18 protein-coding genes are annotated in these 20,553 nt (G+C 68.8%); 14 read left to right on the top strand and 4 right to left on the bottom strand.

Annotated elements, in window-relative coordinates:
• Positions 1 to 187: 187 nt before the first annotated feature.
• The 8 genes from OG819_RS04885 (at position 188) to OG819_RS04850 (ending at position 10,333) form a co-directional block, all read left to right on the top strand.
• A complete protein-coding gene (locus OG819_RS04885; protein ID WP_266628859.1) occupies positions 188 to 988 on the top strand; it encodes an enhanced serine sensitivity protein SseB C-terminal domain-containing protein in 801 nt (266 codons plus the stop codon).
• A 344-nt stretch (positions 989 to 1,332) separates the two neighbouring features.
• Positions 1,333 to 2,340: an ABC transporter permease gene (locus tag OG819_RS04880; protein WP_266628860.1), complete on the top strand. Its 1,008-nt coding sequence runs from the start codon at positions 1,333 to 1,335 to the stop codon at positions 2,338 to 2,340.
• Positions 2,341 to 2,409: 69 nt separating this feature from the next.
• Positions 2,410 to 4,206, top strand: coding sequence for an ABC transporter substrate-binding protein (locus OG819_RS04875; RefSeq protein ID WP_266648183.1), 1,797 nt, complete (start codon positions 2,410 to 2,412; stop codon positions 4,204 to 4,206).
• A gap of 111 nt (positions 4,207 to 4,317) precedes the next feature.
• On the top strand, positions 4,318 to 5,316 hold the full coding sequence (locus OG819_RS04870) for an ABC transporter permease (protein WP_266628863.1): 999 nt from the start codon (positions 4,318 to 4,320) through the stop codon (positions 5,314 to 5,316).
• Positions 5,313 to 6,407: an ABC transporter ATP-binding protein gene (locus OG819_RS04865; protein ID WP_266431152.1), complete on the top strand. Its 1,095-nt coding sequence runs from the start codon at positions 5,313 to 5,315 to the stop codon at positions 6,405 to 6,407. Before OG819_RS04870 ends, OG819_RS04865 begins: the two co-directional genes overlap by 4 nt.
• 23 nt (positions 6,408 to 6,430) lie before the next feature.
• Complete coding sequence (locus OG819_RS04860; RefSeq protein ID WP_266648182.1) at positions 6,431 to 8,002, top strand: dipeptide ABC transporter ATP-binding protein; 1,572 nt, start codon at positions 6,431 to 6,433, stop codon at positions 8,000 to 8,002.
• 226 nt (positions 8,003 to 8,228) lie between these two features.
• Positions 8,229 to 9,620 (top strand): M1 family metallopeptidase, encoded by a 1,392-nt coding sequence (locus OG819_RS04855; protein ID WP_266648181.1) that lies wholly within the window; start codon positions 8,229 to 8,231, stop codon positions 9,618 to 9,620.
• Between the two features lie 47 nt (positions 9,621 to 9,667).
• Positions 9,668 to 10,333 (top strand): trimeric intracellular cation channel family protein, encoded by a 666-nt coding sequence (locus OG819_RS04850; protein WP_266431146.1) that lies wholly within the window; start codon positions 9,668 to 9,670, stop codon positions 10,331 to 10,333.
• On the opposite strand, the gene OG819_RS04845 is transcribed toward OG819_RS04850, so the two are convergent.
• Complete coding sequence (locus OG819_RS04845; protein WP_266648180.1) at positions 10,233 to 11,462, bottom strand: alpha/beta hydrolase-fold protein; 1,230 nt, start codon at positions 11,460 to 11,462, stop codon at positions 10,233 to 10,235. The genes OG819_RS04850 and OG819_RS04845 overlap by 101 nt on opposite strands.
• A 216-nt stretch (positions 11,463 to 11,678) precedes the next feature.
• Here OG819_RS04845 and OG819_RS04840 point away from each other — a divergent pair, with 216 nt between their 5' ends.
• Together OG819_RS04840 and OG819_RS04835 are read left to right on the top strand one after the other, a co-directional pair.
• A complete protein-coding gene (locus OG819_RS04840) occupies positions 11,679 to 12,539 on the top strand; it encodes a thioesterase family protein (RefSeq protein ID WP_266648179.1) in 861 nt (286 codons plus the stop codon).
• Positions 12,540 to 13,161: 622 nt separating this feature from the next.
• Positions 13,162 to 13,536 (top strand): hypothetical protein, encoded by a 375-nt coding sequence (locus OG819_RS04835; protein ID WP_266648178.1) that lies wholly within the window; start codon positions 13,162 to 13,164, stop codon positions 13,534 to 13,536.
• Between the two features lie 437 nt (positions 13,537 to 13,973).
• On the opposite strand, the gene OG819_RS04830 is transcribed toward OG819_RS04835, so the two are convergent.
• Positions 13,974 to 14,600: a TetR family transcriptional regulator gene (locus OG819_RS04830; protein WP_266585994.1), complete on the bottom strand. Its 627-nt coding sequence runs from the start codon at positions 14,598 to 14,600 to the stop codon at positions 13,974 to 13,976.
• 144 nt (positions 14,601 to 14,744) lie between these two features.
• Here OG819_RS04830 and OG819_RS04825 point away from each other — a divergent pair, with 144 nt between their 5' ends.
• The 3 genes from OG819_RS04825 to OG819_RS04815 all read left to right on the top strand — a co-directional run bounded on the left by OG819_RS04825 (position 14,745) and on the right by OG819_RS04815 (position 16,527).
• Positions 14,745 to 14,912, top strand: a complete 168-nt coding sequence (locus OG819_RS04825; protein ID WP_095852481.1) for a hypothetical protein — start codon at positions 14,745 to 14,747, stop codon at positions 14,910 to 14,912.
• Positions 14,913 to 15,036: 124 nt separating this feature from the next.
• Positions 15,037 to 15,249 carry a DUF4190 domain-containing protein gene (locus OG819_RS04820; protein WP_266652571.1) on the top strand — a complete coding sequence of 71 codons (213 nt, stop codon included), beginning with the start codon at positions 15,037 to 15,039 and terminating at the stop codon, positions 15,247 to 15,249.
• Positions 15,250 to 15,357: 108 nt separating this feature from the next.
• Positions 15,358 to 16,527 carry a cysteine desulfurase family protein gene (locus OG819_RS04815; protein WP_266648176.1) on the top strand — a complete coding sequence of 390 codons (1,170 nt, stop codon included), beginning with the start codon at positions 15,358 to 15,360 and terminating at the stop codon, positions 16,525 to 16,527.
• A 34-nt stretch (positions 16,528 to 16,561) separates the two neighbouring features.
• On the opposite strand, the gene OG819_RS04810 is transcribed toward OG819_RS04815, so the two are convergent.
• Together OG819_RS04810 and OG819_RS04805 are read right to left on the bottom strand one after the other, a co-directional pair.
• Complete coding sequence (locus tag OG819_RS04810) at positions 16,562 to 18,079, bottom strand: multicopper oxidase domain-containing protein (protein WP_266648175.1); 1,518 nt, start codon at positions 18,077 to 18,079, stop codon at positions 16,562 to 16,564.
• A gap of 273 nt (positions 18,080 to 18,352) precedes the next feature.
• The gene (locus OG819_RS04805) at positions 18,353 to 19,051 is read right to left on the bottom strand and encodes an N-acetylmuramoyl-L-alanine amidase (protein ID WP_266431906.1); all 699 of its coding nucleotides are present in this window, start codon (positions 19,049 to 19,051) and stop codon (positions 18,353 to 18,355) included.
• A 359-nt stretch (positions 19,052 to 19,410) separates the two neighbouring features.
• Here OG819_RS04805 and mnmA point away from each other — a divergent pair, with 359 nt between their 5' ends.
• The gene (gene mnmA, locus OG819_RS04800) at positions 19,411 to 20,541 is read left to right on the top strand and encodes a tRNA 2-thiouridine(34) synthase MnmA (protein ID WP_266648173.1); all 1,131 of its coding nucleotides are present in this window, start codon (positions 19,411 to 19,413) and stop codon (positions 20,539 to 20,541) included.
• The last annotated feature ends 12 nt before the right edge of the window (positions 20,542 to 20,553 follow it).

Below are 20,553 nucleotides of genomic sequence, written 5' to 3'. Positions count from 1 at the left end.
GCGGCTCCGCCGCGTGGGCGCGAGCAACCACAACGGACCTGCCGCGACCCGAACGCGGCAAGCCCCGAGCTCCCAACCGCTACCCCAGCGGAGCGCATTCGCCGCTTAAGCTGGTTTCATGGCTCGGCCGGGGTTCGGCCGAGGTGTTGGTCGACGTCATGATTTCTTCGCGAAGGGGCGGTTGAGGGTGAGCGCGTCGGGCACGGCCGCGGCCGGTCAGGTCGAGCACATGCTGCGCCAGGTGACGCCCGGGCGTTACGACGCCTACGAGGCGCTCCTTCGCGCGCTCGCGACCCCGTCGTCCGGCCAGGTGTGGATGCTGCTCTGGCACGGCCAGGCCGGCTCCCCGGACGCCCAGTACGGGAACATGGAGGTGGACGGCTTCGGCTACGCGCCGTGCGTCACCTCCGCCCAGGAGCTCTCGGCCAGCGGTTGGAACCGGTCATACGAGGTCGTCGACGGACTCGACGTGGCCCGCACCCTTTACCCCGACCACTTCGGACTCTGGCTCAATCCGCACGCCCCGGGTGGCGGGGTCGGCGTCCCATGGCTCGATCTGCGCAGAATCGCGGCGGGTCTGGAGCGCCAGCCCGCCGGCCCGCTGCGCCTGTCCGAACCCGGCATCGAGATCCCGCAGTTCTACGCCCTGCTCACCCAGAACGCGCATCGCACCACCGCCGTGCGCTCGCTGCGCCGCGCCTGGGTGCAGCCGGCGCTCGGGGCGCCGTATCTGGCCATCGGGCTCGACGTCTACGACACCTCGCCGCCCGCCGTCGACTCGGTGCGGGCGATGATGCAGCAGTCCATCGGCGGGGTTCCGGACGGGCTGCCCGTGTCGACCGTCGCGATGTCCGACGAGTACGACCCGGTGGCGATGTGGCTGCGCGCCAACGCGCGGCCGTTCTATGACCGCGAGGCCCACGCGGCCCCGGCCCAGGCTCCGACGGCGGGTGGGTACGGCTATCCACCGGCACCCGGCGGATACTGATCCGCAGTCCGGCGAATCGTGAAGGACAAGCGAGGGTCCTTCACCGGGGCTCTGCATTTCTTCGCGCGTAGATCGCAAGGGATCGTCCGGTTAATGTCCGTATTCACCTACGGCGTCCCAACTGCCCCGTGTTCGACACCCGTTACCCGCCGTCCGGATAACGGAACCCTCCTGAAGGCATCACGTTTACGCATCCATTCGCCTTCAAGTCTGGCTACAGATCACCGAGGCGTTGAAGACTCCCGCTCCAGGGGGGTTAGCCCCTGTGTACGACGGACTGATCACGCCGCTACGAGCGGCACGTGTGGGCCGGCTACCGCCGGTTGAGAGGGGCCCCTGCCACGATGACGGCACCATTGCACGAGCCGACTGCCGAATCGGCCCCGAGCGCGGCCGAAGAAGCGGCGGTTGCTGCCGCCGGAGAGAAGGCCGTACAGGGGCGTTCCCTGGGCCGGATCGCCTGGGAGCGCCTGAAGAGGGACAAGCTCGCCCTGACCGGCGGCATCGTCGTGCTCGTCCTCATCGTGATCGCCCTGCTCGCGCCAGTGATCACCCACCTGCTCGGTCAGGACCCGGACACCTTCAACGAGAAGCTGATCGACCCTCTGTTCGGCACTCCCACGGGGTCATTGGGCGGCATCAGCGGTGACCACCTGCTGGGCGTCGAGCCCGTCAACGGCCGCGACATCCTCGCCCGCATCCTCTACGGTGCCCGCGTCTCGCTCCTGGTGGGCTTCCTCTCCGCCGTCGTCGCGGTCGTCCTCGGCACCGTGCTCGGCATCCTGGCGGGCTTCTTCGGAGGCTGGGTGGACTCGCTCATCAGCCGCGTGATGGACGGCCTGCTGGCCTTCCCGCAACTCCTGTTCACGATCGCCCTGGTCTCGGTGATGCCGAACAACATGCTGGGCCTGTCCGGCTCCAACGTGCGTGTGTTCGTGATGATCCTGGTCATCGGGTTCTTCGGCTGGCCCTACATCGGACGCGTGGTGCGCGGCCAGACGCTCTCGATGCGTGAGCGCGAGTACGTCGAGGCCGCCCGATCGCTGGGCGCCGGGCGCTTCTACATCCTGTTCAAGGAACTGCTGCCCAACCTGGTCGCACCGATCATCGTCTACACGACGATGATGATCCCCACGAACATCCTCACCGAGGCGGCACTCAGCTTCCTGGGTGTGGGCGTCAAGCCGCCCACCTCGTCCTGGGGACAGATGCTGTCGAGCGCGATCGACTACTACGAGTCCGACCCCATGTACATGGTGGTCCCTGGTGTGGCGATCTTCATCACCGTCCTTGCCTTCAACCTCTTCGGCGACGGCGTGCGGGACGCGCTGGACCCGAAGGCCTCCCGCTGAACCGCCCCACCCCAAGCGTCCCGTGGCACCAACACGGGGTCTCTCATCAAATCCGGAGGATCCGAGATCGTGACTACCCAACGCACCTCAGGGCGGCGTAAGCAGGCGCTTGCCGCCGCTGCTGCGGTCGCCGCACTGCTGACCACGGCGGCGTGCGGCGGCGGAGGCAGCGACGACAACAACGGTTCGAAGACCGGCGCCGCCGGCTTCGACGCCGCCAACAACAAGGTCGCCCAGGCCTCCCTGGTCAAGAAGGGCGGCACGCTGCGGTTCGGCGGTGCCCAGGACGCCGACTCGTGGGACACCACGCGTGGCTACTACGGCTTCATGTGGGACTTCGCGCGCTACTACAGCCGCCAGCTGGTCACGGGCAAGACCGAGCCGGGCAAGGCAGGCGCCGAGCTCACCCCGGACCTCGCCACCGGTCTCGCGAAGGTCACGGACGACGGCAAGACCTACACGTACACCCTGCGTGACGGCGTCACGTGGGAGGACGGCAAGGCGATCACGTCCAAGGACGTGAAGTACGGCATCGAGCGCGTGTGGGCGCAGGACGTGCTGTCCGGCGGTCCGACGTACCTCAAGGACTTCCTGGACCCCAAGGGCGAGTACAAGGGTCCCTACAAGGACACGTCCAAGGACAAGCTGGGCCTGAAGGCCATCACCACGCCGGACGACAAGACGATCGTCTTCCACCTCCCGAAGGCCAACTCGGACTTCCAGGAGGTGCTGGGTCTGGTCTCGGCCTCCCCGGTCCGCCAGGACATGGACACCAAGTCCAAGTACGGCCTGAAGCCGTTCTCCTCCGGCCCGTACAAGTTCGAGTCGTACAGCCCGGGCAAGAGCCTGACGCTGGTGCGCAACACGAACTGGAAGCAGTCCTCGGACCCGGTCCGCAAGGCGTACCCGGACAAGATCACCGTCCAGTTCTACTCGGACGCCAACCAGCTGGACCAGCGCCTGCTCAACGGTGACCTGGACCTGGACATCAACCAGACCGGCATGTCCCCGCAGGGCCGCACCACCGCCCTGAAGGAGCACAAGGCCAACCTGGACAACCCGATCTCGGGTTACATCCGGTACGCGGCCTTCCCGCAGAGCGTGAAGCCGTTCGACAACGTCGAGTGCCGCAAGGCCGTGATCCTCGGCGCGGACCACGTCTCGCTGCAGACCGCGCGCGGTGGCCCGATCGCCGGTGGTGACATCGGCACCAACATGCTCCCGCCGTCCGTCCCGGGCGCCGAGGGCCAGAAGTACGACCCGTACGCCATCTCCGGCGCCGACAAGAACGGCAACGTCGAGAAGGCCAAGGCGGCGCTGAAGGCGTGCGGCAAGCCGAACGGCTTCTCCACCACCATCGCGGTGCGCAACAACAAGCCGGTCGAGGTGGCCACGGCCCAGTCGCTCCAGGCGTCGCTGAAGAAGATCGGCATCAACGCGCAGATCGACCAGTTCGACGGTTCGCAGACCACCGGCATCATCGGCAGCCCTTCGAACGTGAAGAAGAAGGGCTACGGCATCATCATCATGGGCTGGGGTCCGGACTTCCCGACCGTCCAGGGCTTCGGTCTGCCGCTGTGGGACAGCAAGTACATCGCGCCGAGCGGTAACAACAACTTCTCCCTGATCAACGACAAGACCATCGACGGTCTGTTCGACCAGTACGTCACCACGCTGGACGACGCGGGCAAGACCAAGCTCTCGACCGAGATCAACCACAAGGTCATGGAGGGCGCGTACTACCTGCCCTTCACCTTCGAGAAGTTCATCAACTGGCGCGGCGACAACCTCGCGAACGTCTACACGACGGACAACTACAGCGGTACGTACGACTTCGTGAACCTCGGTCTGAAGTCCGCAAAGTAATCCCGGCACACCCGCCGTACGGCACGAAAGGCAGGTGAAGGCCGGCGCGGCGTGGCCGTGGGCCATCGGATGACCTCCGGTGGCCCGCGGCCCCGCGGCGGGCCGTAAGCTGTGCTCGCTTACCTCATCAGGCGGCTGTTCGCCGCCGCAGTGATGCTGGTGGTCATCGTCATGGTGGTCTTCGGCATCTTCTTCCTCGTCCCCAAGTGGGCGGGCGTGGACATCGCCTCGAGCTTCGTGGGCAAGCAGGCCGACCCGGCCGCTGTCGAGGCCGTACGGCAGAAGCTGGGTCTGAGCGACCCGATCTACTCCCAGGTCTGGGAGTTCTTCAAGGGCATCTTCGCCGGACGTACCTACTCGGGCGGTGGCGACGTCACGCACTGCGCCGCGCCCTGCTTCGGCTATTCCTTCCGCAGCGAGCAGGCCGTCTGGCCGGTGCTCACGGACCGCTTCCCGGTGACCCTGGGGCTCGCGCTCGGTGCCGCCGTGCTGTGGCTGGTCTTCGGTGTCGCGGCTGGTGTGCTCTCCGCGCTCAAGCGGGGCAGCATCTGGGACCGTGGCGCGATGGTCGTCGCCCTGGCGGGTGTCTCCCTCCCCATCTACTTCACCGGTCTGCTCAGCCTGGCGATCTTCGCCTTCGGCCTGAAATGGATCAACGCGCAGTACGTGCCCTTCGACCAGAGCATCAGCGGCTGGTTCGGCGGCATGATCCTGCCCTGGATCACCCTCGCGTTCCTCTACGCGGCGATGTATGCCCGGATCACCCGCGCCACCATGCTGGAGATCCTCGGCGAGGACTACATCCGCACGGCACGCGCCAAGGGGCTCAAGGAGCAGGTCGTCATCGGCAAGCACGCCATGCGCTCCACGATGACCCCCATCCTCACCATGCTGGGAATGGACCTCGGCGCCCTCATCGGCGGCGCCATCCTGACGGAGTCGACGTTCAACCTGCCCGGCCTCGGCCGCGCGGTGCTCGACGCCATCCGGAACCAGGACCTGCCCATCATCCTGGGCGTCACCCTGATCACTTCTCTCGCGGTGCTCCTCGCCAACCTCGTGGTGGACATCCTGTACGCCGTGATCGACCCCCGCGTGAGGCTGTCATGACCGAACTCAGCAAGACCGGAGCAGCCGTGGGCGAGCCCACCGCCACGCACACCCCGACCGCCTTCCTCGAAGTGCGCGACCTGAAGGTGCACTTCCCGACGGACGACGGTCTGGTCAAGTCCGTCGACGGGCTCAGCTTCCAGCTGGAGAAGGGCAAGACCCTCGGGATCGTGGGCGAGTCCGGCTCCGGCAAGTCGGTGACCTCGCTCGGCATCATGGGCCTGCACACGGCCGGCCAGTACGGCAAGCGCAAGGCGCAGATCTCCGGCGAGATCTGGCTGAACGGCACCGAACTGCTGTCCGCCGACCCGGACTACGTACGCAAGCTGCGTGGCCGTGAGATGGCGATGATCTTCCAGGACCCGCTGTCCGCGCTGCACCCGTACTACACGATCGGTCAGCAGATCGTGGAGGCGTACCGCATCCACAACAACGTGGACAAGAAGACGGCGAAGCGCCGCGCGGTCGAGATGCTCGACCGGGTGGGCATCCCGCAGCCGGACAAGCGCGTCGACAGCTACCCGCACGAGTTCTCCGGCGGTATGCGCCAGCGCGCGATGATCGCGATGTCGCTGGTCAACAACCCCGAACTGCTCATCGCGGACGAGCCGACGACCGCCCTGGACGTGACCGTCCAGGCGCAGATCCTCGACCTGATCCGGGACCTGCAGAAGGAGTTCGGCTCCGCCGTCATCATCATCACCCACGACCTGGGCGTCGTCGCCGAGCTCTCCGACGACATCCTGGTGATGTACGGCGGCCGCTGCATCGAGCGCGGCCCGGCCGAGAAGGTGTTCTACGAGCCCCGGCACCCCTACACCTGGGGGCTGCTCGGCTCGATGCCGCGCCTGGACCGTGAGCAGACCGAGCGCCTCATCCCCGTCAAGGGCTCCCCGCCCTCGCTGATCAACATCCCGTCCGGCTGCGCCTTCAACCCGCGCTGCCCGTACGCGGACGTTCCCAAGGACAACGTGACCCGCACGGTCCGCCCCGAGCTGACCGAGGTCGGCGGACGGCACTGGGCCGCCTGCCACATGACCCAGGAGCAGCGGGAACGCATCTGGACCGAAGAGATTGCGCCGAAGCTGTGAGCGAGAAAGCCAAGGACGCGGAAGTGACCATTCCCGCACAGGCACAGGACGAAGGCGGCGCCACCCTCACCAAGGACGCCGCCCCGGGTGACGTCCTGCTGAAGGTCACCGGGCTGCAGAAGCACTTCCCCATCCGCAAGGGCCTGCTGCAGCGTCAGGTCGGTGCGGTGCGGGCCGTCGACGGCCTCGACTTCGAGGTGCGCTCGGGGGAGACCCTGGGTGTCGTGGGCGAGTCCGGCTGTGGCAAGTCCACGATGGGCCGGCTGATCACACGGCTGCTCGAACCGACCGCGGGCAAGGTCGAGTTCGAGGGCAAGGACATCACGCACCTCGGTGTGAGCGGTATGCGCCCGCTGCGCCGTGACGTCCAGATGATCTTCCAGGACCCGTACTCGTCGCTGAACCCCCGGCACACGATCGGCACGATCGTCAGTGCCCCGTTCAAGCTGCAGGGCGTCAATCCCGAGGGCGGGATCAAGAAGGAGGTCCAGCGACTGCTGTCGGTCGTCGGCCTCAACCCCGAGCACTACAACCGCTATCCGCACGAGTTCTCCGGCGGCCAGCGCCAGCGCATCGGTATCGCCCGCGCGCTCGCGCTCAACCCGAAGCTGGTCGTGGCGGACGAGCCGGTCTCGGCGCTCGACGTGTCGATCCAGGCGCAGGTCGTCAACCTTCTCGACGACCTGCAGCAGGAGCTCGGCCTCACGTACGTGATCATCGCGCACGACCTGTCGGTGGTCCGGCACGTCTCGGACCGGATCGCGGTGATGTACCTCGGCAAGATCGTGGAGCTCGCCGACCGCGACTCGCTCTACAAGGCGCCGATGCACCCGTACACCAAGGCGCTGATGTCCGCGGTGCCGATCCCGGACCCCAAGCGCCGGAACGTGAAGAGCGACCGCATCCTGCTCACGGGCGACGTGCCCTCGCCGATCTCGCCGCCGAGCGGCTGCCGCTTCCACACGCGGTGCTGGAAGGCCACGGAGATCTGCAAGACGACCGAGCCGCCGCTCCTGGAGCTGAAGCCCGGCCAGCAGGTCGCCTGCCACCACCCGGAGAACTTCGAGGACCAGGCCCCGCAGGACACGGTGCTGCTGTCCGCCGCCAAGGAGGCCGCGGCGCTCGTGGCCGACGAGGTGCTGGCGGAGTCGGCGGAGACGTCGGCGGCGGTGGCCGCGGAACTGGAGGCCACGGAGGAGTCCGCCGAGGTCGCTGCGGAGGAAACCTCCGAGGCCGCTGCGGAGGAGTCCGCCGAGGTCGCTGCGGAGGAAACCTCCGAGGCCGCTGCGGAGGAGTCCGCCGAGGTCGCTGCGGAGGAAACCTCCGAGGCCGCTGCGGAGGAGTCCGCCGAGGTCGCTGCGGAGGAAACCTCCGAGGCCGCTGCGGAGGAGTCCGCCGAGGTCGCTGCGGAGGAAACCTCCGAGGCCGCTGCGGAGGAGTCCGCCGAGGTCGCTACGGAGGAAACCTCCGAGGCCGTCGCGGACGAGACCACCGAGGCCGCCGCCGCGGAGGTCTCCGAAACGGTCGCCGCCGAGGAGTCGGACGAGTCGGAGGAAGACTCGTCGGAGGAATCCGGACCCGGCAGCCAGAAGTGAACGTCCGCAGCTGAACAGGGCGGTGTGAGTTCACCGACGCCTATGCCCCGGTAACCGGAGAGATCGGTTACCGGGGCATTTGTTCTGAACGCTGATCGTCAGGAGTCAACTGGCGAGTAGGGCATGACGATTGGGCAAAGTCATGAACATGACCGAACGGAAGAGTGCAGAGTCTCGCGTGTCCAACTGATCGGGAACGATCGGAACACGTACGAAAGGGACGCTTATGTCATTCTCCCGTTCGGCACGTTTAGGGGCCCTCGCGACCGCGGCGGCCTCTTTCCTCGTCATCGCCGCCTCCTCCGCCCCGACCCCGGGCGCCGACGGCATCGGCGACTCCTACTTCCCCCAGCTCGGCAACGGCGGCTTCGACGCCCGCCACTACGCCCTGGACGTGGCGTACAACCCGGACACCGACCGCCTCGACGGCCGTACGACACTCACGGCCCGGGCCACCCAGTCCCTCTCCTCCTTCGACCTCGACCTCCAGAAACTGGAGGTCACCCGCGTCGAAGTGAACGGCAGACGCGCCGACTTCACGCGCGACGGGGACGAGATCCACATCACCCCGCACGGGGTGATCCGCAAGGGCAGGACCTTCACCGTCACCGTCACGTACGGCGGCGTCCCCGAAGCCCTCAGCGGTCCCATCGTCTTCGGCTCCGACTACGGATGGATGAAGACCACCGACGGCGTCTTCGTCGCCTGTGAGCCCAACGCCGCCTCCACCTGGTTCCCGTCCAGCGACCACCCCTCCGACAAGGCCACCTACGACATCCGGATCAAGGCGCCCAAGGGTCTGACGGGCGTCTCCAACGGGCGGCTGATATCGACGTACGACAAGGGCGGCAGCACGGTCACGCACTGGCGTGAGAACAGGCCGATGGCGACCTACCTCGCGACCGCGACCATCGGGAAGTTCGACGTCAAGACGGGGACGACACCGGCCGGGACGCCGATCTACGTGGCCATCGACCCGGTGCTCGCGGGCAGCAACAGCGTCGACGTGTACGCCGTGACGGCCGAGGCCACCGACTACTGGTCGCAGGTCTTTGGGCCCTATCCCTTCGAGGAGACCGGCGCGATCGTCGACGACATGCCGGAGGCGGGGTTCTCGCTGGAGGTGCAGTCGAAGCCCGCGTACTCCGCCGTGCGCTCGGAGACGACCATCGTGCACGAGCTGGCCCACCAGTGGTTCGGCGACTCCGTGTCGGTGGAGCGCTGGAAGGACATCTGGCTGAACGAGGGCTTCGCGACCTACGCCCAGTGGCTGTGGTCCGAGCACAAGGGGATCCGTTCGGCGCACGACTCCTTCCTCGCCGGCTACAACTCGCGCCCCGGGGACTCGGCCTTCTGGGGGGCCGTCGTCGCCGACCCGCAGCGCGACACCATGTTCGCCTCGGCGGTCTACCAGCGCGGCGCGATGACCTTGCAGATGCTGCGCGAGCGCATCGGCGACACCGCGTTCTTCAAGCTGCTGCCCGCCTGGACGAAGCTCCACAAGTACGGCAACGCCAACACCGCCGACTTCATCCACCTCGCCGAGAGGACCTCGGGGCAACAGCTCGACGACCTTTTCCAGACCTGGCTGTTCACCACAGGGAAACCAGCCCTGTAGGCCTTTCTTTGTAAGGTGCGAGCCCCGCGACGGGTGAGAATGTCCGGGTGCTTCAGGAACTGTTCACCCCCTCCGTCCAGCATGTGCTCGACCTCGTGGGGATCTTCGTCTTCGCGATCTCCGGCGCTCTGCTGGCCGTCCGCAAGAACTTCGACGTGTTCGGCATCGCCGTCCTCGCCGAGGTCACCGCACTGGGCGGAGGGCTGTTCCGCGACATGGTCATCGGGGCCGTACCACCGGCGGCGTTCACCGACCTCGGCTACTTCAGCACCCCGCTGCTCGCCGCCCTGCTCGTGTTCTTCCTCCACCCCGAGGTGGAGCGCATCCAGGTCGCGGTCAACGTCTTCGACGCGGCAGGACTCGGCCTGTTCTGCGTCGCGGGCACCACGAAGGCGTACGAGTACGGCCTCGGCCTGACCCCGTCCGCCGCCCTGGGCCTGGCCACCGCGGTCGGCGGCGGTGTGCTGCGCGACGTCCTCGCCAACGAGGTGCCCTCACTGCTGCGTTGGGACCGCGATCTGTACGCCGTGCCGGCGATCGTCGGCGCCACGATGGTGGTCCTGTGCATCCGCTACGACGTGCTGTCCCCGTTCACCAGCGGGCTCGCCGCGGTCACCGCTTTCGTCCTGCGGTTGCTCGCGATGCGGTTCCACTGGCGAGCGCCGCGTGCTTGGCATCGCCGGTCGACGGCGACGGAGCCGGAGACTCCTTAGCGTGGGCCCCCGGCCCGATCTGCAGGGTCAGCCAACGGAAGACCTCCGTGATCTGCGGCCGCCACAGGGCCATGTTGTGGCCGCCCGCGCTGCGCGGCAGCAGCACCACCTGCACGCTCGTCGGCGCCTTCGCGATCGACTGGAGCGCCGCGCCCGCCTCGTAGCCGTCGTGAGCCTCGCCGGAGACGTAGAGGGAGACGGGGGGCGGCGTGCGGTAGGACTTGAGTAGCAGGTAGGGATTGTTCTTCCGGCGCAGCGTCAGGCTCCGCGCCGTGAGCGAGTTGCGTTCGCCGATCGGGTCGTTGTACCCGGACATGCTCACCGCGGCACGGTAGCGGTCGGGGTGGGCGATCGCGAGCTTGGCCGCGCAGTGCGCCCCCGCCGAGTAGCCGGCCACGCCCCAGCCGTCCGGCGCGGACTTCGCCCGGAAGTTATCCACCACCATCTTCGGCACGTCGATGCTGAGCCAGGTGTCGGCGTTCACCTTGCCGGGGACGTTAGCGCAGCCGGTGTCGGTCTTGGCCAGCAGATTCGTACGCGGCGCCACCAGGATGAACGGCGCGACCTGTCCGTCGCGCATCAGCGGCAGCAGCTGCTCATGCGCCTTCAGCGAACCGAACCACGCCTTCGCGGAGCCGGGATAGCCGGGCAGCAGCTCCACGACGGGGAACTTCCGGTTGCGGTAGGCCGATTCGTTGTACTGCGGCGGCAGCCAGACGTAGACCTCCGCGTCCACGCCCGACACCTGGCCGTGCAGCTGGGTGACCTTCACCCCGCCCGCCTTGGACATACCGGGGCCGTCGGCCTGCGAGAACGTCTGGTGGACCTTGGGGAGTTGGTGCAGCGAGATACCTCCCGTGCCGTCGCGGCCGAGGTTGGCGGCCGCCCGCACGTGGTTGCCCGTGCCGAGCAGGTCGGCCCAGTTGTCGTACAGGCTGTTGCTGTTGTTCACGAGCACGAAGACGAGGGTGATCGCGGTGCCCTGGGCGAACAGCAGCATCACCATCCGGGCCGCGCTGCGCACCAGTGCGGGGCCGGGAATGCGCGACCACAGCACGAGGGGAACGATCAGGGCGACCGCGACCAGGACGATGGCGGTGAGGAGGAACGGCGTTCCGGTGAGGCTCACGGTGTGTGCGGCTCTTCCTGTGACGGGCTGGATCGAGGGTCTGCAGCTGCATCGGGTTTCTCTGTCCTTGGAGAGGGGGATCCGATGCCGTTGGTTCACGGAACAGTCCGGACACTTACTGAGAAATTGCCGAAACCTCACCCACGAGTGAGCGGATTCACATGCCCGAAACAGAAAAAGCTACTGCTTAGTAATCACCTGTTGTACCGTTCAGGCATGTCAGAAGCAGCTACCGCACAGGCCGCGCGCGCCACGATCGGTGACAGCGAGTTCGACCGCGACACCGCGGTCACCCTGCGCGAACCCGGCGTCTACGACATCGACCTGTCCGCCGGGTGGACCATCATCAGCGCCGTCAACGGCGGCTATCTGCTCGCCGTCCTCGGCCGCGCCCTCGCCGACGCCCTGCCGCACAGCGACCCGTTCACCGTCTCGGCCCACTATCTGACCGCGTCGCAACCCGGCCCCGCGGTGGTCCGCACGGACGTCGTGCGGACGGGGCGGACCCTGTCGACCGGGCAGGCCTCGCTCTTCCAGTACGACGACGAGGGCCGCGAGGTCGAACGGATCCGTGTGCTCGCCTCGTACGGCGATCTCGACGCCCTGCCCGACGACGTCCGCACCACGGCGACAGCGCCCGCGATCCCGGCCATGGAGCACTGCTTCGGGCCGGAGGACGGACCGGCGCCCGTCGAGGGCAGCTCCGCCATCACCGAGCGGCTGATGCTCAAGCTCGACCCCGCGACCCTCGGCTGGGCCCTGGGGGCGCCGTCCGGCAAGGGCGAGATGCGCTCCTGGTTCGGGCTCGCCGACGGCCGCGACCCCGACCCCCTCTCGCTGCTCCTCGCGGTCGACGCGCTGCCGCCCACCGCCTTCGAGCTCGGCATCTCCGGCTGGGTGCCGACGGTCGAACTGACGGTCCATGTGCGCTGCCGTCCGGCGCCGGGCCCGCTGCGGGTGTCGATCACCACCCGCAACCTCGCCGGCGGCTTCCTGGAGGAGGACGCCGAGGTGTGGGACAGCGCGGACCGGCTGGTCGCGCAGTCCCGACAGCTCGCTCGGGTCCGGCTCGGCTGAACGACCGCCGGCCCGGGCGGGCCGCGAGCCGTCCGCGGACGTCGGCCCCTTCGGGGGCCGGCGCCACCGGGCCGAACGGCAGCTCCTGGTCGGGGTCCTTACGTAGAACCCGGCACACGGGGTGGGGCGCCGGTACGCGCCATCCACCGTGACATCGAGGCGCTTTCGGCCTCCGGAGTCCCGGCTCCTGAGTGATCCCGTGAAGCGGTGTCCGGGCGCTCTGGATGTCACAGTTCGGGTACGGCGCTCCCGCCTCGACATGTTCCTCGGGCTCAACGCGGGCGCCCTCACGGCGCTTTTGGAGGCCGACGGCGAGAGCGGGTGGGTTCTGGGCACACCCGTCGTACGGCGTCGCCCGCGAGGCCCGCACGCTGCTGGCCTTCGTGGACACGGCCGAGGTGGTCCCACCGCCGGAAGTACGGGCGGAACCGGCCGGGGCGGCGGCCGCGATCGGCGCGGCGCACGGCGGGGATCACGCTCCGCACGCGGGAAGTTGACCCACAGGTAACCACAGGTTCGGCACAGCGCGGCCTTACGTGGATCTGGTCCTCTGTCCACCACTCATCCCGCGCTCATCCGGCCTTCGTAAACCGGACCACGTGACCTGACTGGGAGTTACCTCATGAACCGTCGTGCCCGACTCGTCCCCGCCGTGGCCCTGCTGGCGCTCTCGCCGTTGCTGGCGGCCTGCGGCTCGGGCGACTCGTCGTCCTCGAACAGCGGCAACTCGAACCAGAACTGTCAGCGGCCGTCGGGCATGCCGAGCGGGGGCCCGTCGGGCATGCCGAACGGCGGGGGCTCCGGGAAGCCCACCGGCTCGCCCTCCGGGACGCCGTCGAACATGCCCACCGGCAAGATGCCCTCCGGCGGTCCCTCGGGCATGCCGACCGGCGGTCCAGGCGGTGGCCAGGGCGGAGGTCAGGGGGGCGGCCAGGGTGGCTGTGGCGGCGGCCCGGGCGGTGGCGGCCGGCCCAGTCAGCAGGCGGCACAGGGCTGAGCCGGTCCCGGTCCTCTCGGGGGTTGTCAGCTGTTTGCCGGGGAGCGTGTGTGAGGGCGGTTTAGCTCGATCGTGTGATGGTCGGCTTCCGGGCTTGCGGCGTACTGGGCCGTCCGGGTTAGCGTGATCGTGCGATCTGGGACGCCGGGTGCGGTGTCGGCGTGCGGGGCCCCTGCTCCACCGGAGTGATGGTTCAGGGCCTCCCCGTCGCCTCTGGCCGTACCCATGTGGCCAGGTCGCGCAGGGAACCGACCTCCCGGGCCCGGACCACGCACAGGATGCGTGTCGCCGCCCCGGGGTTGAGTACGCCGGGGACCAGTACGCCCAAGACCGTTCGGGGCGTGCGGCTGAGCAGACTCACTCCTGCTCAGTCCAGAGGAACGGTGACGTACTCGATGTTCGGGTGCGTCACCCCCGTTCGTCGGTGAACGGGTGCGTCACCCCAGCCAGTTGCGGCGGCCGATGGCGATCAGCCGCATCTGGCGGGTCGCGACGCGGGCCACCCGCTCCCGCTCCTCCTCGGACGCCTCCAGTGCCTCCAGATAGAGCGAGGCCGTCATCAGCATCTGGTCGACGTACAGCCCCGCGAGCATCAGCAGATCGTCGTCGCTCCACCCCTCCGACTCGGGGTGCTTGGCCAGTTCGGCCTTCACCTCCTCGGCGAACCGCTCCAGTTGCTCCCTGATCGCCTGCCGCACCGGCTGGACCCCGCCGTGCCGCTCGCGCGCGATGAAACGGACGTGCGCGGGGTGGGTCTCGACATGGTGGGCGATCAGGTCGACCGCGCGCCCGATGCGTTCCTCGCTGTCGCCGGTCGCGGAGACCGTGTCCCCGATCATCGGGTGCAGACTGCCGAGCGCCTCTTCGACCAGTGCCACGCCGAGGTCCTCCGTCGAGCGGAAGTGCCGGTAGAAGGCGGTCGGCGCGACTCCGACGGCACGGGTGACCTCACGCAGACCCAGGCTGCTCAGGCTCTGCTCCTCCAGCAGTTCCAACGCCGCGTCCAGGAGCGCCTGGCGGGTCTTCTGCTTCTGGGCCTGTCGGAGGCCGAGAGTGTGACTCATGCCATGCAGTTAACAACTGTTCTCCGTAATTGGAAAGCCGGGTGACGCGCTAGACTCTGGAGTCAGTGAACAAGTGTTACTACAAGCGTTCACTGAGTCGTCAAGTCCCCGTAACAATCGGGGTTCACCGTCGAGAGGCACCTCATGCTGTTCCTCGTCGCCGCCCTCCTGCTGCTGGGTGTCGTCATGGGCTCCGTGGCCCACGCCCCGCTGCCCGTCACCCTCGTCGCCGCGGTCGTCATCGGCGTCTGGCTGGCCGTCTTCGCGGTCCGCGAGCGCAACGCCCGCCGGCGCCACACCTCCACCAACTGATCGTTGGGAGCTGACTCACGTCATGGAACTCACCGAGCGAACCGACCTCACCACCGCGCCCACGGCCGGTACGGCCACGCGCAGCGCGGCCGCGCGCAGGACCGCCACCAAGGACGCCGACGGCATGGCCGTCGCCTCCTTCATCCTCGGCCTCCTCGGCCTGCTGGTCCTGAACGTCTTCCTGGGCCCGATCGCCATCGCCCTGGCCTCCGCCGCCCTCTGGCGCGGTACCGCCCGCCGCGGCCGTGCCTTCCTCGGCCTGGGTCTCGGCATCGCCGATCTCCTGGTGCTGGCGGCGTTCATGCAGTTCGACAGCACGGTGTCCTGGAACTTCTGAGCCGCCACCGAACGAGGCGTTGATCCACCGTGGAACGAGGGGCCGACAGGCGGCCACCCCGACGGGGGCCGAGGCCGTGCGCGGACGGCCCGTAGAATCGGGCCCATCATGGCTTACCTCGACCACGCCGCGACCACGCCGATGCTCCCCGAGGCGGTAGAGGCACTCACCGCCCAGCTGAGCATCACGGGCAACGCCTCCTCCCTCCACGCCGCCGGCCGCCGCGCCCGGCGGACCGTCGAGGAAGCCCGGGAAACCCTGGCGGAGTCCCTCGGCGCCCGCCCCAGCGAGGTCGTCTTCACCTCCGGCGGCACCGAGGCCGACAACCTCGCCGTGAAGGGCCTGTACTGGGCCCGCCGCGACGCCGACCCGGCCCGCACCCGGGTTCTCGCGAGCCCCGTCGAGCACCACGCGGTCCTCGACGCCGTCCACTGGCTCGGCGAACACGAGGGCGCCACGGTCGAGTACCTGCCCGTCGACTCCTACGGCCGCGTCCACCCGGACGCCCTGCGCGAGGCCATCGCCCGCAACCCCGACGACGTCGCCCTCGTCACCGTCATGTGGGCCAACAACGAGATCGGCACGGTCATGGCGGTCCGCGAACTGGCCGACGTCACCTCCGAGTTCGGGATCCCGCTGCACGCCGACGCCGTCCAGGCCTTCGGTCAGGTGCCCGTCGACTTCGCCGCCTCCGGCCTCGCCGCGATGACGGTCTCCGGCCACAAGATCGGCGGCCCGTACGGCATCGGGGCCCTGCTGCTGGGCCGTCAGTACACCCCCGTACCCGTGCTGCACGGCGGCGGCCAGGAGCGGCATGTGCGCTCCGGCACCCTCGACGTACCCGCCATCGCCTCGTTCGCGGTCGCCGGGCGGCTCGCCACCGAGCAGCGCGAGTGGTTCGCCCGGGAGATCGGCGCCCTGCGCGACGACCTCGTCGACGCCGTACGCGCGGCCGTGCCCGACGCCATCCTCGGCGGCGACCCGGCGACCGGGGGCCGGCTGCCCGCCAACGCGCACTTCACGTTCCCGGGCTGCGAGGGCGACTCCCTGCTGCTCCTGCTGGACGCCCAGGGCATCGAGTGCTCCACGGGCTCCGCGTGCACGGCCGGTGTGGCCCAGCCCAGCCATGTCCTGCTGGCCACCGGCACCGACCCCGACCTGGCCCGCGGCACCCTGCGCTTCTCCCTGGGCCACACCTCCACGGAAGCGGACGTAGCGGCGGTGGCCAAGGCGATCGGCCCGGCGGTGGAGCGGGCGCGGACGGCAGGTCTGACCTGACACTCCCACGCCCGCCCGCAGGGCCGGACAGACCCTAGCTGTCCGTCACCATCAGAGAGGCCATCATGCCCTCGTCCTCGTGTTGCAGCAGATGGCAGTGGAGCATGTACATGTAGGTGTCGTCCGAGAAGTCGGTGAACTTCATCGCGATCTCGATGGAGCCGCCGCCGACCACCTCGAACGTGTCGTACCAGCCCAGTTGGACGCCCGTCGGATCCTCCCCGTTGATGGAGATCAGCTGGAACGGCACATCATGCAGATGGAACGAGTGTTCAAGCTGCGTGCTGTTCTTGACCGTCCACACCTCCTCGGCACCCAGGGTGGTGCTGATCATCGCCATCGAGGACATGCTCGTCCCGGCGGAGCCGTTGATCGTCATCGTCGCGCCGCTCTGGCCGAGCGTGATCGTCCGGGCGGTGAAGTCGCTGGTGTCGTACCGGGTGATGGTGTTGAGGGTCGGCAGGGTCTCCGGAGTGTCCGAGGCGTCCGGCGTGACGGTCAGGAACTCGTACGTCCCACTGCCGCCGCGCACCCAGCCCGTCGTCACCACGGCCTCCAGGGTCACCGCGTCACTGAGCTCCATCACGAACTCGGCGCGTGCGCCCGCCACCAGCCGGATCGACGCCACCTCGGTGGCCTCGGTCAGATACCCCTGGTCGGTGGCGATCTGGGTGAGCGTGCCGCCGTCGCTGCGCTGGACGGTGATGATGTCGGACGGCGAGGCGTTGAGCAGCCGGAAGCGGGTGCGCTTCTTGGTGGCGGTGAAGGAGAGCGTGGTGTCGTCGACGTTCGTGCCGTTGCACAGCAGCGGGAAGCTCAGACCGTTGGTGAGGTAGCCGGCCAGGTTGTACTTGATGTCTCCGGCGCTGTCGGTGGCCAGGCACTGCAGGATGATCGGAATGTCGTCGGTGCCGTAGGTGCTGGGCAGGGCCGCGGAGGCGTCGGAGTCGTCCTCGACGATGATCATGCCCGCGAGGCCGTGGGTGGCCTGCTCGGCCGTGGTGCCCAGGGCGTGCGGGTGGTACCAGAGCGTCTTGGCCTCGTCCTTGACCGTGAAGGTGGGCGACCAGGTCTTCCCCGCGGCGAAGGAGTTCTGCGGGCCGCCGTCCATGCTGGGCGGGACGTGCGCGCCGTGGAAGTGGACGGTGGTGTCCTCGGTGAGGCTGTTGGTGATGTTCAGCAGGACGGTGTCGCCGGAGGTCCACTTCATGGTGGGGCCGAGGAACGACTGGTTGTAGCCCGCGGTCGTGCTGGTCACTCCGCTGAGCACCTCGCTGGTGCCGGCCTTCGCCTCCAGGGTGAACGTCGTGGTGCCGTCCGTGGTGGTCCCCTCCAGGAGGTCGGGGATGGTCAGCGTGGTGCCCGCGGCGTGCGCCTTGTTCTGCGTCGCGTTCGTCAGTAAGGCGATGGCCGTGCCGCCGGCGGTCACCGCCGCGATGCCCGCTCCGGCCATCCCGCCGAGGAACTTGCGGCGGTGCATGCCCTTGCCCTTGGTCTTTGACTGGTCCTTGTCCTTGCCCGCACCGGAGGCGGGCTGCGTGGTGTGCGTCATGGCGCTGGACTCTCGACCTAAGGGCTGTGTAAGGACTTGGGTCGAGTTAGGAGAACGCCGTCTTCGCTGTGAAATCCGATGACTAAAAGTCAGGATCGGCTCGCTGTCAACCCGCCTGGAAACAGCGAGAGTTGACGTGTCGCTGGTCACATCGGCCGCACGGGACGCAACGGACACACGCGTCCCGGAAGGGGCCTCACAGCATCACGATTCGGTGACCCGGGCCTGCCGCGCCCTTGTCTGTGACCAGGCGGGGGAAGCGCTCTCTGTCGGCTACGCCCCGGCTGTGCGCGTCGGCTGCGCCGCGGTGCGCGCCTGTCGTACGAGCCGTATGTACCGGTCCCAGTCCCAGTACCGCCCGGGGTCCGTGTGGTCCGTGCCGGGCACCTCGACGTGCCCGATGATGTGCGTACGGTCCACGGGAATGTCGTACCGCCCGCAGATCGCGGCCGTCAGCCGCGCCGAGGCCGCGTACATCGCGTCCGTGAAGGACGAGGCCTGCTCCACGAACCCCTCGTGCTCGATGCCGACGCTCCGCTCGTTGTACTCCCGGTTGCCCGCGTGGAAGGCCACGTCCAGCTCGCGGATCATCTGGGTGATGTGCCCGTCCTTGCGCACGATGTAGTGCGCGGCCGCGGCGTGCGCGGGGTCCTGGAAGACCTTCACGGCGCTCCGGTAGCTGCCCTGGGTGACATGGATGACGACCCGGTCTATCCCGTAGTCGTCGGGCCGGTCCGCCCGCCGCCAGTTCGCCGACGAGGCGGCCACCCACTGCGCACCCCGGAAGTCGACGGCGCCCGCCACCCGGGGCTTTTCGACGCCGGGCAGTCGCCACCACAGATGCGCGAGCTCACCGCGCGCGAGCACCGCCGTGCCCACGGCGGCCGCGGCCCCGCCGATCAGCAGCGTCCGCCGTCCGATCCGCCGGTCGTGGTCCCGGCGGGCACGCCCCTTGGTCCCGTTCGCGCCCACGCCGCCCCCGCTGCTCCCGGTGGATTCCCCGGCTCCAGTGATCCCCGTGGTGCCCACAGCCCCCGTGGCTTCCGTGGTTCCCGTGGTCCCCGTGGTGCCCACAGCCCCCGTGGCTTCCGTGGTTCCCGTGGTCCCTGTGCCGGCTACGGTCTCCCTGGTTCCCACGCTTCCTGTGGCTTCGGTGGTTCCCGAGTCGCCTGTGTTGCCTTTGGTGCCTGTGTTCTCGGTGTTCTCCGCGGCCCCACTCATGGCGTCCGCCCCCGTTCATCGTGCCCGCCCGTCCCGCAGCGGGCTCCGTTGCGATCGTCAACGGATACCCGCGGACTTCGGTTCCCGCGGCCCCGTACTCTGGAGGGGCTATGACTGAGATCTCGCAGAGCCCCCGCCCCCTCCGCGTCCTCGCCGCCATGTCCGGCGGCGTGGACTCCGCCGTCGCCGCCGCCCGCGCGGCGGAAGCCGGTCACGACGTGACGGGCGTGCACCTCGCGCTCTCCGCCAACCCGCAATCGTTCCGCACGGGCGCGCGAGGCTGCTGCACCATCGAGGACTCGCGCGACGCCCGCCGCGCCGCCGACGTCATCGGCATCCCGTTCTACGTGTGGGACCTCGCCGAGCGCTTCCGCGAGGACGTGGTCGAGGACTTCATCGCCGAGTACGAGGCCGGGCGCACTCCCAACCCGTGTCTGCGCTGCAACGAGAAGATCAAGTTCGCCGCCCTGCTCGACAAGGCGCTCGCCCTCGGCTTCGACGCGGTCTGCACGGGCCACTACGCCCAGGTGATCGTCAACGAGGACGGCACGCGCGAGCTGCACCGCGCCTCGGACATGGCCAAGGACCAGTCGTACGTCCTCGGGGTCCTCGACGACCGCCAGCTCGCCCACGCGCTGTTCCCGCTGGGTGACACGGTGACGACGAAGGACGAGATCCGCGCGGAGGCCGAGCGCCGGGGCCTGGCCGTCGCCAAGAAGCCCGACTCGCACGACATCTGCTTCATCGCCGACGGCGACACCCAGGGCTTCCTGGCGAACCGCCTGGGCAAGGCGGAGGGCGACATCGTCGACGAGTCCGGGGCGGTCGTCGGCTCCCACGAGGGCGCGTTCGGCTTCACGATCGGCCAGCGCAAGGGGCTGCGCATCGGCACCCCGGCCGCGGACGGCAAGCCGCGCTACGTCCTGGACATCTCGCCGGTGAACAACACGGTGACGGTGGGTCCCGCGGCGTCCCTGGACGTCAGTGGGCTGACCGCCGTCAAGCCCCGCTGGTGCGGCGCCGCCCCCACTGGGCCGGGCACCTACACCGCCCAGCTCCGCGCCCACGGAGGCGAGACGGAGGTCGCTGCCGAACTGGTCGACGGCGAGCTCGAGGTCACGTTCACCGAGCCGGTCCGCGGGGTCGCCCCCGGCCAGGCGATCGTCCTGTACGACGGCACACGCGTGGTGGGCTCGGCGACGATCGCGACGACCACGCGCGCGACGGCGACTGTCGCCTGATCTCAAGGACCC

The sequence above is a fragment of the Streptomyces sp. NBC_01549 genome (genome assembly GCF_026339955.1).
In the GTDB taxonomy this organism is placed as follows: Bacteria; Actinomycetota; Actinomycetes; order Streptomycetales; family Streptomycetaceae; genus Streptomyces.
The sequence above is the reverse complement of the archived record's forward strand: the minus strand, read 5'-3'. Positions and strand labels throughout refer to the sequence as shown.

Bases quoted from the DNA above. Each gene is read 5' to 3' on its own strand.
- OG819_RS04865 (WP_266431152.1), top strand. From the start codon at position 5,313: ATGACCGAACTCAGCAAGACCGGAGCAGCCGTGGGCGAGCCCACCGCC.
- OG819_RS04840 (WP_266648179.1), top strand. From the start codon at position 11,679: ATGTCAGAAGCAGCTACCGCACAGGCCGCGCGCGCCACGATCGGTGAC.
- OG819_RS04810 (WP_266648175.1), bottom strand. From the start codon at position 18,079: ATGACGCACACCACGCAGCCCGCCTCCGGTGCGGGCAAGGACAAGGAC.
- OG819_RS04820 (WP_266652571.1), top strand. From the start codon at position 15,037: ATGGCCGTCGCCTCCTTCATCCTCGGCCTCCTCGGCCTGCTGGTCCTG.
- OG819_RS04825 (WP_095852481.1), top strand. From the start codon at position 14,745: ATGCTGTTCCTCGTCGCCGCCCTCCTGCTGCTGGGTGTCGTCATGGGC.
- OG819_RS04835 (WP_266648178.1), top strand. From the start codon at position 13,162: ATGAACCGTCGTGCCCGACTCGTCCCCGCCGTGGCCCTGCTGGCGCTC.
- OG819_RS04830 (WP_266585994.1), bottom strand. From the start codon at position 14,600: ATGAGTCACACTCTCGGCCTCCGACAGGCCCAGAAGCAGAAGACCCGC.
- OG819_RS04815 (WP_266648176.1), top strand. From the start codon at position 15,358: ATGGCTTACCTCGACCACGCCGCGACCACGCCGATGCTCCCCGAGGCG.
- OG819_RS04880 (WP_266628860.1), top strand. From the start codon at position 1,333: ATGACGGCACCATTGCACGAGCCGACTGCCGAATCGGCCCCGAGCGCG.
- mnmA (WP_266648173.1), top strand. From the start codon at position 19,411: ATGACTGAGATCTCGCAGAGCCCCCGCCCCCTCCGCGTCCTCGCCGCC.
- OG819_RS04855 (WP_266648181.1), top strand. From the start codon at position 8,229: ATGTCATTCTCCCGTTCGGCACGTTTAGGGGCCCTCGCGACCGCGGCG.